This is a genomic window from Streptomyces sp. NPDC006739 (assembly GCF_042869815.1).
In the GTDB taxonomy this organism is placed as follows: domain Bacteria; phylum Actinomycetota; class Actinomycetes; order Streptomycetales; family Streptomycetaceae; genus Streptomyces.
The window spans coordinates 1-12,598 of the sequence record NZ_JBIAGM010000063.1; the positions used below are offsets into that span (position 1 = coordinate 1).

The window sequence follows — 12,598 nt, forward strand, 5'->3', positions numbered from 1 at the left end:
CGACAGCACGACAGGCCACTACTCCCACGGGATCGTCGACCCTATGCCCGACCAGCGAAAAAGCAGTCTTCAACTCCGGAAAAACAACGGCTTCTCAGACACGGTGCCTGCAGTATCCGAGACGGACGACTGCAACGGTGAGGATGCTGTGCCGCGCTGGACCTCATCCTCCAGCTGGAGGAGATCAGCGCCGCTGCCCAGACCGCGGTAGCGCCGCAGCTGCCGCCGGTCGATGAAGAACGTCCAGTCCCAGGAACCCGCGTGGGAGTACCCTGCCGACTGCCAGAAGCTCGGCACGAGCATTCCCAGGAAGCGGATGCGCGTCATCTTCTCCCGGGCTGCCGCTGCCTGAGCGGAAACCGGCCCAGGGTCCGCCGACTGCGAATCCTGAGGGTCAGGCAAAGATCCCAGGTCCAGACCGAGGACCTCGGCGTACTCACGGGCGGTGACCGCGAGATCCGTTTGGTCGACGGGCGCCTCAAACTCACGATCGCAGGCCCAGGCGAGGAAGGCAGCAAGAGCGTCGAGATCTTGCCGGCCGCCCTGACATGCATCGACGCCGCGGAGAGTCAGGCGTACCTCGTCGTTGTCGTAGAACCCGGCCCGGTGCCATGGGTGCATCAGCAGGCGATCCGGAAGAGAGAGCAAGGCCGCCTGCGTGTCGCTGATGCCCAGGGACCTGTCCATGTGCAGGTCCACCGTGCGATACGTCGGCCAGGCCCCCTCGGGGTAGACCAAGCCATAGATCAAGTCCAGGACCGCCCGATCCTGCTGCTCCAGCACCATTCGCCCATTCTGGCCGCACGAACGTCCCCGCGGGAGGCGATACCCCCAGGCCAGACTCAGCCTTACCGTCAACGGAGGCCCCCGATGTCCCTGAGGCAGCGGACGAGCGGTGCGGCGCACGCGATCAGGTACAGGGCGTCTACCGTCACCAGTCACCCGACCCGGAGCAGCATGATGTCGCTCGGGTCCGCCCGGAGTGTTGCGGTATAGGCCCGCACCCCCAAGGCCCCCGGCGGCCCGCGCGCCTCCCCCGGACTCACCTGGGCGGCCATCGGGGAAGAGGCCGTACCGATGCCGCCAGCACCGACGAGTCCGCGGCGGTGCGCATGGTGTACAGCCCCGGGCAAAGCCAGGCTCAGGACGCGCAGCAGCCCAAAGGCACCCGGAGGTGCTGTTCACGACGGCGTGCCTGCACGGGGTGCGGGCCACGCTCTGCGAAGACCTCAGTTCGCTGGACCGGCTCCCGCCGGAGGCGGTCGCAATTGCTCGGAAGGCCGCTGGCGCACTTGAAGTCCGTGAGCCGGCCACCGCGTGACGCCGGGAAACGCGCCTTCGTTGGACAGCGCGACTCCACATGCCGGGTACCGGGGGCGTCATGGCTGATTCCCCGGGACCCGTAGTGTGTCCGGACGCGGCTCAGATCCCTCCCCGGCCGCCGTGGCGGTGAGCTGCTCGCGGCGCGACTGGTTGAAGTGCGAGCGGTGGCCGATACGTCGTGCTGTTGCGGTACAGCCGCGAGTTCGTCAGGCGCCCGAGGCCTCAAGTGACCAAGAACTGGCGACAATCGCGCCCAGTTGGAAGCAGTCCAGCCGGGGCGAGATGACGGACCCGTGGCGGAGACCGCTCGCGATCGCTCCTGCACGTGCAGCCAGCCGCTGTCAGGGCATGTGCTCGCCGTACTCAGCCAGCAGAGTCCGCAGCCGGACCGCCTGGTCGTCGTTGGTGCGACCTTGGCGCTTGCTCTTGTTGTTCCGCTTCCACACCCCAAGCCGCCGTTCGGTGGCCTCAGAAGCATGCGCCCGTGGCATCCGGCCGTGTTCAGCCGCCCAGACGCGCAACTCGGCCAGCGTAGCGCTCCAGGCGTCTTCCTGTGGTGTCCACGCCCAGCCCGGCAACTCTTCCAGAACGGCTCTGCGCTCTGCGTCATAGGTGGCCCGCCGGTTCCGGAAGGAGCTGATCCAGAGCCCTATCCTGTGGCCACTCCACTTTTCCCTCTGCTTGATGCTGCCGACACTGCGCTGGGTCTCGGCGACGAAGTTCTGAAGGATCACAACCTTCGCCAGGAATCCCTCCTCGAACGGGTCCCAGCTCCAACCCGGTATTGATGCCAGGGCTTCGAGCCTCCATGCCGGCAGGTCCTCGCCCTGGTCGGCCAACCGCTTGCGGGTCATACGAACGTTGTTCGCCCACACGGTCGCCTTGCGCGCTTCCATCGCGCCGCGCTCGTTCAGGACGGCGGCTCGGTAACGGTCACATTGTCGACGAAATGACGCGTCGTAGGCATTCTCGGCCAACCACGAGTCGATGGCGGACAGGCGCCGGGCGCGCTCATCGCCCAGACCACCGCTGGCCGCCAAGGCGCGCTGCTTTCGGACCCAACGGGCCAGATTTGCGCCGTCGACCGCGACTTCCCAATCGCTTGGGTAGCAATGGCCCTCGACGGTCTCGTAGTCAACGAGTGCGGCATACATCCGCGCCCACTGTTCCTTGTGCAGGTTCCGCTCTACCCGAAGCGCGGCTTCAAGCCTCCGGGGGCCGGTTGGCCCCGGAGGCTTCGTCGTTCCCTCGCGGGGGGGTCAGGAGGCGCGCCGGGCGGCGCCGGCCGGGCCGACCGCGTGGGGCCCGCACTTGGCGCGGACCCGGTCGGCCGAGTCCGGCGACGGGCGGGCCGCGGGCCGTGCGTCCAACCGCAGCTGCGCGGCGCAGCCTCCGGGCCGCCGCAGGGCAGCACCGCCGGCCGGCCAGTTCGCACACGGAAGTCAGCCCCGTCCGGTGAGGATCACCGGACGGGGCTGATCAGCTGAAGGGAAACGGCGGAGGCTGGCGTGACGCAACCCTCGTCGACGGCGTCGTGGACAGCCAGGAGGGCGGGCCTGGCGCCCGTCAAGGTCCCCGAAGGCGTGCTGGGCGTCGAGGGCGCCGTCCCGCATCTTTCCCCCGACGCCTTGTCCCGCGGGGAGGACACGAGCCGCAGCCACGCCGGTTGCCTGGTGGCGGTGCGGACGCGGGCACCCAGGGTGCGCCCGGCCCAATGATGGCCAGTCGGTCGCCGAAGGCCACACGTCGGGGCGGGACGTTGACTCCTACCTGGCCAGAACGTTGACCGGCAGCTGGCCAGCTGCGTGCCGGAACGGGCCCACCAGGGGAATTGGTGCGTCCAGCCGGGGCGCAGACGTGGTACCGGCGGCTGTGCACGTGACCGTCTCGCCCGGTAGGGCCCGATGGGGGCGCGTCACCGTGGACTTGCGGGCGCCCCCAACGTGTCACGGGCCCGTCGGTCCGGGGAGTGACGGCGCGATCATTTCGGGAGCCGCTCCGTGATCCACTCGCACAGTTCGTCGGTGATCTCCGTGTGGGCGGTGGTGGTGGAGGAGCACAGGAACTCGTCCAGTTCGCTTTCCTCCGGGGCGAGCCCGTTGATCTTGACGTAGAGGTCGTCCTGGTTGCCGATGTCGCGGATGGCGACGGCGCTGACCGAGGGGACGAAGCAGACGGTGGGGTGCCGCAGGTCGATCGTGGCGCCCATTTCCTTCAGGGCCTTGGCGATGATTCCGTAGGAGTCGAGGGTGCCGCCGGGGGCGCCGTCGAACTCGGGGAAGTCGTCGGTCTTGACGGTCTTGGAGGCCGCCGGCAGCAACCGCTTCAGCTCGGCGACCGTGACGCCGTTCCCGGTGGCCTGGGTGCAGAAGGTGGTGCCGGGGAAGACGGTGGCGCCGGTTGACTTCAGGGCCATCTGGCCGGGCGAGACGTCGACGCCCGTGCCGTTGCCGGTGCCGTTGGCGACAGCGATCTTGAAAGGACCCTGAGGCCAGCCGCCGACCTCTTCCAGCCTCTGCAGGAAATCGGTGCGCATCGGGTCCTGCCGGTTGGTGCCGTCCGCGCTGTTGTAGTGCCGGTACAGCATCTGCCGCGAGGCCGGGCTGTTGATCTGCTTGGCGAAGGCGTTCTCCTGACCCGGCAGGGTGGGGATGAAGTGGGCGAACGCCTGGATCCCGATGGGGATCACACCGCCGCGGTGCGGGGTGTCGTAGGAGAAGTACAACGCGGTCTCGTGGGCCACGTGCTCGGACTCGAGCTCTGCCAGGGCGTAGCGGGTGATGAGGCCGCCCATGCTGAAGCCGCCGACGGCCAGCTGGCTGCTGTCCAACCGCTCATCGACGGTGCGCCGGATGGCTGCCTTCGCGGCCTCGGCGTTGGCGACGATGGAGGCGGTGCGCTCCTGGAAGCCGAGCAGGATGACGGTCCTGCCCTGCTTGCGCAGCTTGGTGATCAGCGGGTAGTCCCGGTCGAGACCCGCGTAGAGCACGGTCAGGTCACTCTTGCCCAGGTTGAACCCGTCGGCCATGATGACCGGCCGGCTGACGCCGCGTGAACCCTCTCCGTAGTAGACCCACGCGAAACCGTTCGGCAGGTTCCACTTCTGGTCCGGATCCGGCACCGGATACGGCAGGGGAGATACGGACGTGATCGCATCCCCGAGCGTCAGCCGGCCGATCTCCTGCTCGATGTTCTGCTCTGCAGCCAAAGCGATTCCCCTGTTCTTCACGCGCATGCAGCGCCCTCGGCGAAGCGAGAGCGCTGCATGCGGACTGGCGAGGAGACGTATGCCTCAACATCACCCTTCCTCCCTTTTAACCGCAAAAAGGAGACTAGAGGCATATGTCACCTATAGGACTGGTACGCGCCTGAGGAGGGTTTATGCGCTCGCCGCGCGGCAGCACATCCGATCGCCGGCGAACTGGCACCGTCTGGAGTTCGGGGCTGCTGGGCAAGCCATCCCCACTTCGGAGCGCCAAGGTGCATCACGTAGGGGCGTCCCCGGTTGGGGTCGGCGTTTCGGATCTGTGAGTCCGCGAGGATCTGCACGAAGCCCGCTTCGATCAGGTCCAGGAAAGCCCTCACCGGTCGGACATTCCAGAGCACCCCCGTCGCCGGGCTGATGGCGCCGCGGCGAGGCGCGGCGGCCCCGGCCGACGCGCAACCGGCTGAACGCGCCCCCACCCCCGGCCGTGGCCGCGCCGCCCATCCCGCCCGTCCCTTCCTGAGTAGGTGTTTTTGATCCCTGGCCGTGAGGTGTGTTCGGCTGGATGATCTGGCGTGTGGGGGCTGGCGGGACGGCTCGGCGGTACTGCCGGGAGTGTGGTGATCCGCTGCCGTGTAGCCCTCGTCATCTGGTTCCGCACATGATCGGCCAGATGAATTCAAGCCGGGCCGTCCCGCCGCCGGTCGCCGTCGGCTCTCGCCGGTAGCGTACTGCGGGTGATGGTTGAGGATTGCGAGCGCGTTCAGACCTCCTGGTTCCGGGCGCAGGCAGAGGTGCTCGGCGGCCAATCATGGGAAGACGGCGCGCTGACCTGGACGGACAGTCCCGAGGGCTTGAACCTGATGTTCCCCAGCGAGCTCAAAACGGCGGCGGTGCGGCGCGGAGTCCAGCAGGCGCTGGATCGCGGACGGCCGTCCATCGGGGTCTGGCTCAATGCATGCGTCGATGCGTCGGCACTGCGGGAATGCGGCTTCGAGCGCGGCTGGACGATTCGGTGGATGACAGCGCCGCTGGCTGCGGTCGCAGCCAGGGAAGGTGACCGGGATGGCCGCATCGAGTTCCAGACCGACACCCTCGACTACGAGGGCGCATACTCCGAGTACCGCGACCTGCTGAAGCTGGCTCGTCAAGAGCCGCAGGTGGCCTGGTACGCGGCCGCATATACCCAAACCGCGTCGTCTTTCCGGTCGTTCGCGGGGCGGGCGTGGTCGTACTACGACGGTGGCACGCACGGCACTGCCGGGGTGTTCGACATGGAGGTCTGGCCGCGGTTCCGCCGTCGTGGACTAGGGACCGGCCTGCTGCGGACCGTGTGTTCCGCCGCGCGGGAAGCCGGGGCGTCGCAGGTCATGCTGAATGCGACGGTCGAGGGCAGCCTGCTCTACCGCACCTGCGGGTTCACACCAATCGGTGAAGGCATCACCTGGTGGCTCCACCTGCGGTGACCCAACCGACATCGACGTGGTGCCGGCGAGGGTGGAGGCACTGCGTTCGAAGGCGAAACGCCTGGTCGCGCGGGGCTGGCTGGCCGAGCGGCAGCCGGGCCGGTTCACCCTCGCCCAGGGTGCGGCCGGGCAAGTCGGCGGGTCATGAGCAGCGTCATCGACCAGTAGATCATCGCCTCGGCGCTGGCGGTGCGCCGCTCGAAGTCGCGGGCCAGGCGCCGGGTGCGCATCAGGTGGGCGAAGAGGGAGAGTCGGCCCGGGACGCGGTGGTCGGGTCTCCCCGACTCCGTTTCCCCGGGCCGCTCACCGAACCGGACGTGCGACTCCCACCGCATCCGGCTCTCCGCAGGTTCCTGTCGTTGGCTCGATGATCTATGCGGTCCACGGTGTCGGGATGCTCAGCCCGCGCCAGCGGTAGCGGACCTCAACTGCTGGACGATCACCGCGCGGCAGCGTATTCGACGCGGGAAGGGGGCTGTTGACTGTCGCCGACGGTGGCCGGCTGGTTGCGCCACAGCGAGATGCCCAAACCGATCAAGGCTATTCCGGTCGGAACAGCCAACGGTCGGTTGAACGACTCCGGAAGTACCGCGAGCGCGACTGTGGCGACGGTGCCGGCGGCGAGGAGGGCCGCGGCCCACCGTGCAAGTACGCGCGCCCGGAACAGCGCGATACCGAACATGCACCCGCCCGCCAGGTAACCGACGGAACTGAGGACGAAGACCGTCTGCATGGCTCCGATGCCATGGGTCGCGGTACCGCCGAAGGCGACGGCAAGGACGTCGTTGACATAGGTGGGCGACGTGTGCGCCAGCGAGGGGAGAACCGTGGCCGCGACGACCTCGATGCTCAGCATGAGCAGATAGCCGGCGGCGAACAACGAGTAACCGATGAAGCCGAGGATCCCTGTCTGCCGGACTTGGCGCAGGTACATGCCGGTGATGCCGGCAAGCGCCAGCGCGGCCATGAGCGCCTTTGCGGTGCTGCGAACGGCCCAGTCGGTGGTGGTGACCGACGAGACATCCATAGGTGGATGGTTGACCTGGACCCCAATGAACAGCAGTCCGGCGATCGCGGCAGAAATTCCAGCGGCCCGCGTGAGCCCCGTGGCGGTGATGGTCATCAGGGGCTGCTTCGTCCCGATGCTTCCTGGCGTCGAGCTCATGCTGTGCCTCCTCCATGAGGTGTACGACGTACACCTTTGCTGCCGCCAAACTAGGTGTACCCTGTACACCTGTCAAGGCTGGACATCGGTCAGGCCGAAGAGGACCCAGATGCAGGACAGCGCCGCAGCCGCCGGCAGGGAGCGGCTCAACCGCGCCAAGGTATTGCGTGCGGCCGCCGAGCTGGCGGATGAGGGCGGCTTCGACGCGCTCACTATGCGCAGGCTCGCGGCCCGGCTCGGCGTCGTGCCGATGGCGCTCTACAAGCACGTGGCGGACAAGCATGAGCTGCTCGACGGCATGGTCGACCTGGTCTTTGCAGAGGTCGAGATGCCCGTCGACGTCGACTGGCGTACCGCTCTGCGCACACGCGCCTCGTCGATGCGGCAGGCGCTGCTCCGTCACCCGTGGGCGGTCGGCCGGATGGAGACAGGCACTCCAGGGTCGGCGAACCTGTGCCACCACAACGCCGTGATGCGGTGCCTCCGCCGCGACGCAGGCTTCCCGTTCCCCGTGGCCGTGCACGCCTACAACCTGATGGACGCCTACATCTACGGGTTCGCCCTTCAGGAGAAAACCCTCGCCGGCGACATCCCGGTCGAGGCGGCGCGACGACGGAAAGCCGTCGCCGACCGGCAACCGTCAGAGATCGACGACTACCCCTACCTCGCCGAGGTGGTCACGGAACTGGCGAAGACAGGGTTCAACTTCGCCGACGAGTTCGCGTTCGGACTCGACCTCATCCTCGACGGCCTCAGTCACATGCGTCAGTAGGCGCCGACGCGGACGCGCCGCACGCCCGAGACCGCCGCGGCGGCCATCAGCCCGGTAATTTCCAGTTCCCGAACATCCTCACACAAGCGGAAGAGTGCAAATCTTGGCTGCAGACCTTCGGCGTGGTCGCTTGACGTCCGGTTCGTATCGATCTGCCAGCTCGGCGGGGATCCGGGAACGTGACAGGCGCGACTTCCGAGACCACGGAGTTCTCCTCGTCCCGTGATCCTGGCGGAAAGACCGTGTCCTTCGTCGGCGTCGACGCAGTGATCGACTGCCGTGAAACCCTCCGCCAAGCACTCAGCGACTGACCGATCTCCCGTGCCGGCCATGCGCTGACCACTCCTGCGAGCGAGGGGTTCAGGCGGTGGTGCGGTTGCCGCGGCGTGCGGCGAGCGCGGCGTCGGCGCTGGGGTAGGCGGGCAGGAAGGTGTCCATCCCGGTGACGCTGAGCAGGCGGCTCAGCCGGTCGGGGATGGCCGCCAGGGTCAGGGAGCCGTCGGCGTCCTTGGCGCAGCGCCAGATGCCGACGAGGGCGCCGAGTCCTGAGGAGTCGCAGAAGGTGACGCCTGAGAGGTCGGCGAGCAGGTCAGGGTGGCCGTTCGCGATGAGTTCCAGGGCGCGGGCGCGTACGGCGGGTGCGGCGGCGAGGTCGAACTCGCCGGCCAGGGCGATCACGGCCAGGGCACCGTCGGTGTGCGGGACGTCGATGTGGAATGCGTCGGTCATGGGCGTGGGTTCTCCTGCCCGACGGAGACGTCGGCGGTCGGGGCGGCGGCGCTGTGGGCGGTGGTGGTGATGCCGGCGGGAGCAGCATCGGGGGTAGGGACGGACAGGGCCAGCAGGGCCACGTCGTCGCGTTCGGTGTCGGGGAGGGTGTCCAGGAGCGCGACGGTGTCGTCGATCAGGGCGCCGGCACTGACCGGCGCCGGCCGCTGGGCCAGGAAGTCGGTCAGGCCCGTGTCGGCGAGCATGTCACCGTCGGCGGTGCGGGCCTCGGTCAGCCCGTCGGTGTACAGCAGCAGTCCCTCGCCGGGTGCCAGGTGCAGGGTACGTGAGGCGAAAACGGCTTCGGCGAACGCGCCGACCAGCATGCCGCCCTTGGCGCGGGCCGCCTCCACCCGGACGCCGCCGCCCTCGACGGGGCTGAGGTGGTAGGCGGGCGGGTGACCGCCGGTGGCCAGCGTGACCGTGAAACCGCCATCCCGGGCCGGGTCGAGCAGGCCAAAGACGGCGGTGCAAAAGCGGGTACCGACCGCCGCGTCCAGCAGCAGCGCGGTGTTCAGGGCCTTGAGCGCAGCCGTGGGGTCCGCGTCGACGAGAGCTGCGGCCCGCAGCGTGTAGCGGGTCAGTGAGGTGATCGAGGCGGCTTCGGCGCCCTTGCCGCACACATCGCCCAGGAAGAACGCCCACCGGCCCCCGCCCACGGGGAAGACGTCGTAGAAGTCACCGCCCACTTCCTGCGGGGAGGCGGTCTTGTAATGGCAGGCCAGCTCCAGGCCCGGTACCGCGGGCAGTGCCGGGGGCACCAGGGTGCGCTGCAGGGTGGAGGCGAACGCGGCGATGGCCGCCTTGTCCCGCTCGGCACGCTGGCGGGCCTCTTCCTCCGCCTGGCGCTTCTCCTGCTCGACCTTGCGGCGCTCCTGCTCGGCGCGTACCGCGTTCAGTGCCGACAGCCGCAGCTCAAGCTGGTCACGCACTATCGCGGCCAGGTCTGTGAGGGTGGAGGCATCGGCCTCGCTGATCTCGCGGGGGCGGGTGTCGAGGATGTTGACCGTGCCCAGGCGGTGCCCGTCGGCGGTGATGATCGGAGCGGCGGCGTAGAACCGTACCCCCATCGGGCCGGCGACCAGCGGGTTGGAGCAGGCGACCGGGTCCAGCAACGTATCGGGGATGACGGTGGTGTCATCACGCAGCACCGCCGAGGCACACAGGCCCGGATCGCGGCCGATCTCGCTGACGCCTTCCAGCCCGTGCGCGGCCTTGAACCAGATCCGGTCCTCGTCCACGATCGTCACCGTCGCCACCGGCACCTCGAACAGCCGCGCGGCCAGCGCCGCAACGCGGTCATAGGCGCCGTCCGGCGGAGTGTCGAGAATGTCGTAACGGCGCACCGCCGCCATCCGCGCCGCCTCGACCGACACGGCCACAGGCCCGGTCGGTGCTATCACAGGCGGGCTCGCTTGTTCCGGCATGTCCCTCGTCTCGTCGTCCCCCCAGGAAGGCACCGACCAGACAGCCAGCACTCCGGAACCATACCGAACACGGCCGGCGCACCCGATCCGACGACGGACTTCGTAGTGCGCACCGGCATCGTGGACGGCCGTCGGCCCACCGACCGCAATCGGGCGCAGTGATCGGCGAAAAGGCGAACGTGACTGCGCTTGTGGTCCGGACCAAAAGCTGCTCACCGACCTGAACACAAAACTCCGACGGTTCGTTGTCCCCGGCCAGGTCGACCGGGCCTGCCGCCGCGAGGACCTGGCGGACCTGGTCGCCGCCAGCACCCCGCTAGACCGTGGCGTCATCGGGCAGATCCGTGACCAGCTCCGCAAGCGGGTCCGCCGCCAGATGGGTCGGGCGCCCGGAGCGGCCGCCACCGTCATCGACTCCCAGTCGATCAAGGCCGCTGAGACCGTCGGCCGTGACTCCCGCGGCTACGACGCCAGCAAGACAATCAACGGCTGCAAGCGGCACCTGGTCGTGGACACCAAGGGCCTGCCGCTGTTCGTCATGGTCACCCCCGCCGACATGACCGACCGCAACTCGGCCAAGGAAGTCCTGTTCCGGCTGCGGCTGATGCACCCCGAGATCACCATCGTCTGGGCCGACTCCGCCTATGCCGGACAGCTCGTGACCCGGGCCAAGACCTACCTGAACCTGACGATCAAGACCGTCAGCCGCTCGAACGACGCCTCCGGGTTCGTCGTTCTGCCCCGACGTTGGGTCGTCGAACGCTCACACGCCTGGGTCAGGCACGCCCGCCCGCCAGCGTTCGAACGGCCCCACGCGCCGAGGGCAACGCGGGTGTCGATCCCGTGGCCCGGGTCATGCAAGCAGCCTGATGCGCACCTCACCGCTCGCGTGGTCCACCTGCACGGCATGACCGGCCTGCGTGAGGATCACCAGCAGCGCCGACCGCAGAGCAGTACGGATGCCCTCGAACTCGGCATCCTCCCTGCCTGCAGGATCTAACTCGCTGCCGGGCACCCATCCCACCAGCACCGAGTCCTTCTCCCGCCGCATCGCCCTCATCACCGGCCGACGCCACGTCGAAGCCAGCACGGGCCAACGTCCCGCACACATCAGCGAGCAGCTTCTCCACGGCATCAGCGGTCACCGCCAAAGCCTATCCACACACACCCTGCCGATTTCGGGCACAGGTGCTTCACCTGAGAAGTTCAACAGCGCAAGGCCCGGACCAGGTGTCCGGGACTTCGTCGTGCTCGGGATCTTTTCTCCCGATCGTTGCTGTCCGGGTCCGGGCTTGCGGCCCGACGGGGTGAAGGAGCCGTGCCCGCCAGGACGAGGCGCAAGCACCTCAGTCCTGTCACTGTCCGGCCCGCCTTGTCGAACACACGCCGACCAGCTGCCAGACATCGGGGCAACATCCGCGCCGATGGCCGCTGCGCTGAACACGCCGCCCTGGGCCAGGGCCATGACCCCACGGGGACGCTCTCAAGCGGAGAGCCGCAGGACCGTCGACCGCGCGGCGCACACCTCTTCTGACGGACATTTGAACGGGCGTATCGGCTCGAACCCCAGGTAAAGAGGTGCAAAGGTCCCGCGAGGAGGCAGGTGAGAGCGCTATAGGCTCCCGCTGCACTTGCTCAGCTTCAAGGGGGGATTCCTTTGCGTACTCGTCTTGCTGCCTGCGCTGTGGCTGTCGCCGTAGCCGGCGTCTTCTTCAGCGCACCGGCCGCGTCCGCGGCGACACTGCCGTCCACGAACACCGCTCACCACTGCGTCCACCACACCACCGGGGTGTGCGGGTGGACGCACCACAAGTCTCCTGCGGACAAGTACGAGACCGCGAAGTGCAAGGACGCTTCCCTGTCGTACTCGCGGCACTCGCAGGGCACCTGCTCCCACCACCACGGCGTCCGCTACTGGTTCAAGTAGCGCACCGCAGCGTTGGCCTCGTACAGCACGAGGCCAATGAGCAGGCTCTCCTGGCGGTAAATGGCTGGCGTTTCCGCGGGCGGCAGGCAGTCCTGCGGGACGCGTGCAGCAGCCCCGCAGAAATTAGGAGGCGCAGGGTTCCACTGCTGCTTCTGCGGGGGCCGATGTATGACCCCCGCACCCTCTGATGCGCCCGGTACGCCCGATCTATCCGCTCCGCCTGAGCGGGCATGTGCTTATAGATGACGTGGGGCCCGGCCGGAGGCCGGGCCCCACGTCATACTCCGCTACAGGTAGCGCTCCTCACGCTAAGTGGTCTGCGTCGTAAATCCTTCGGGGGTTGATCAGGCGGCCAGTGCGACGGAGGATTCTTGGTGTCGGTCGGTGAGCGTGTGTCGGTCGAGCCGGGCCAGCAGATCGTCCAGGTCGGAGGTGGTGAACTTCCACTGGATGGCTGTGCCGTGGCGTTGTAGCGGTCTTCGAATGCTCGGAGCCGGTTTCGGACCTGGGTCAGGTCGGTGAAGTCGTTGGGTGAGACGACCTTG

Annotated in this window: 10 protein-coding genes and 2 pseudogenes; 4 read left to right on the forward strand and 8 right to left on the reverse strand. The window is 68.2% G+C overall.

What is annotated here, in order from left to right; genetic code table 11:
• Positions 1–69 precede the first annotated feature (69 nt).
• The 3 genes from ACFYMM_RS43690 to ACFYMM_RS43700 form a co-directional block, all read right to left on the reverse strand.
• A complete protein-coding gene (locus ACFYMM_RS43690; RefSeq protein ID WP_388398284.1) occupies positions 70–786 on the reverse strand; it encodes a hypothetical protein in 717 nt (238 codons plus the stop codon).
• Positions 787–1,664: 878 nt separating this feature from the next.
• Positions 1,665–2,501 (reverse strand): helicase associated domain-containing protein, encoded by an 837-nt coding sequence (locus ACFYMM_RS43695; RefSeq protein WP_388398308.1) that lies wholly within the window; start codon positions 2,499–2,501, stop codon positions 1,665–1,667.
• An 803-nt stretch (positions 2,502–3,304) separates the two neighbouring features.
• Complete coding sequence (locus ACFYMM_RS43700; protein ID WP_388398287.1) at positions 3,305–4,558, reverse strand: hypothetical protein; 1,254 nt, start codon at positions 4,556–4,558, stop codon at positions 3,305–3,307.
• A 710-nt stretch (positions 4,559–5,268) separates the two neighbouring features.
• Here ACFYMM_RS43700 and ACFYMM_RS43705 point away from each other — a divergent pair.
• On the forward strand, positions 5,269–5,994 hold the full coding sequence (locus tag ACFYMM_RS43705; RefSeq protein WP_388398310.1) for a GNAT family N-acetyltransferase: 726 nt from the start codon (positions 5,269–5,271) through the stop codon (positions 5,992–5,994).
• Between the two features lie 104 nt (positions 5,995–6,098).
• Here ACFYMM_RS43705 and ACFYMM_RS43710 read toward each other — a convergent pair.
• Positions 6,099–6,236, reverse strand: a pseudogene (locus ACFYMM_RS43710) (IS5/IS1182 family transposase); the annotation flags it as partial.
• Positions 6,237–6,433: 197 nt separating this feature from the next.
• On the reverse strand, positions 6,434–7,159 hold the full coding sequence (locus tag ACFYMM_RS43715; RefSeq protein ID WP_388398290.1) for a hypothetical protein: 726 nt from the start codon (positions 7,157–7,159) through the stop codon (positions 6,434–6,436).
• A gap of 109 nt (positions 7,160–7,268) precedes the next feature.
• Between ACFYMM_RS43715 and ACFYMM_RS43720 the strand changes: the two genes are divergently transcribed.
• Positions 7,269–7,931, forward strand: coding sequence for a TetR/AcrR family transcriptional regulator C-terminal domain-containing protein (locus tag ACFYMM_RS43720; protein WP_388398293.1), 663 nt, complete (start codon positions 7,269–7,271; stop codon positions 7,929–7,931).
• Positions 7,932–8,291: 360 nt separating this feature from the next.
• On the opposite strand, the gene ACFYMM_RS43725 is transcribed toward ACFYMM_RS43720, so the two are convergent.
• Together ACFYMM_RS43725 and ACFYMM_RS43730 are read right to left on the reverse strand one after the other, a co-directional pair.
• Positions 8,292–8,660 carry an STAS domain-containing protein gene (locus ACFYMM_RS43725; RefSeq protein ID WP_388398296.1) on the reverse strand — a complete coding sequence of 123 codons (369 nt, stop codon included), beginning with the start codon at positions 8,658–8,660 and terminating at the stop codon, positions 8,292–8,294.
• On the reverse strand, positions 8,657–10,081 hold the full coding sequence (locus ACFYMM_RS43730) for a PP2C family protein-serine/threonine phosphatase (protein WP_388398299.1): 1,425 nt from the start codon (positions 10,079–10,081) through the stop codon (positions 8,657–8,659). Before ACFYMM_RS43730 ends, ACFYMM_RS43725 begins: the two co-directional genes overlap by 4 nt.
• A gap of 370 nt (positions 10,082–10,451) precedes the next feature.
• Between ACFYMM_RS43730 and ACFYMM_RS43735 the strand changes: the two are divergent.
• Together ACFYMM_RS43735 and ACFYMM_RS43740 are read left to right on the forward strand one after the other, a co-directional pair.
• Positions 10,452–10,973, forward strand: a pseudogene (locus ACFYMM_RS43735) (transposase); the annotation flags it as partial.
• Between the two features lie 837 nt (positions 10,974–11,810).
• Positions 11,811–12,053 carry a DUF3761 domain-containing protein gene (locus ACFYMM_RS43740; protein ID WP_388398302.1) on the forward strand — a complete coding sequence of 81 codons (243 nt, stop codon included), beginning with the start codon at positions 11,811–11,813 and terminating at the stop codon, positions 12,051–12,053.
• 344 nt (positions 12,054–12,397) lie between these two features.
• On the opposite strand, the gene ACFYMM_RS43745 is transcribed toward ACFYMM_RS43740, so the two are convergent.
• Positions 12,398–12,598, reverse strand: a 201-nt coding sequence (locus tag ACFYMM_RS43745; protein ID WP_388398305.1) for a hypothetical protein, incomplete at its 5' end; no start/stop codon positions are given.

Coding starts and splice junctions, on each gene's coding strand:
- ACFYMM_RS43715 (WP_388398290.1), bottom strand. CDS start 7,159: ATGAGCTCGACGCCAGGAAGCATCGGGACGAAGCAGCCCCTGATGACC.
- ACFYMM_RS43705 (WP_388398310.1), top strand. CDS start 5,269: ATGGTTGAGGATTGCGAGCGCGTTCAGACCTCCTGGTTCCGGGCGCAG.
- ACFYMM_RS43690 (WP_388398284.1), bottom strand. CDS start 786: ATGGTGCTGGAGCAGCAGGATCGGGCGGTCCTGGACTTGATCTATGGC.
- ACFYMM_RS43700 (WP_388398287.1), bottom strand. CDS start 4,558: ATGCGCGTGAAGAACAGGGGAATCGCTTTGGCTGCAGAGCAGAACATC.
- ACFYMM_RS43725 (WP_388398296.1), bottom strand. CDS start 8,660: ATGACCGACGCATTCCACATCGACGTCCCGCACACCGACGGTGCCCTG.
- ACFYMM_RS43720 (WP_388398293.1), top strand. CDS start 7,269: ATGCAGGACAGCGCCGCAGCCGCCGGCAGGGAGCGGCTCAACCGCGCC.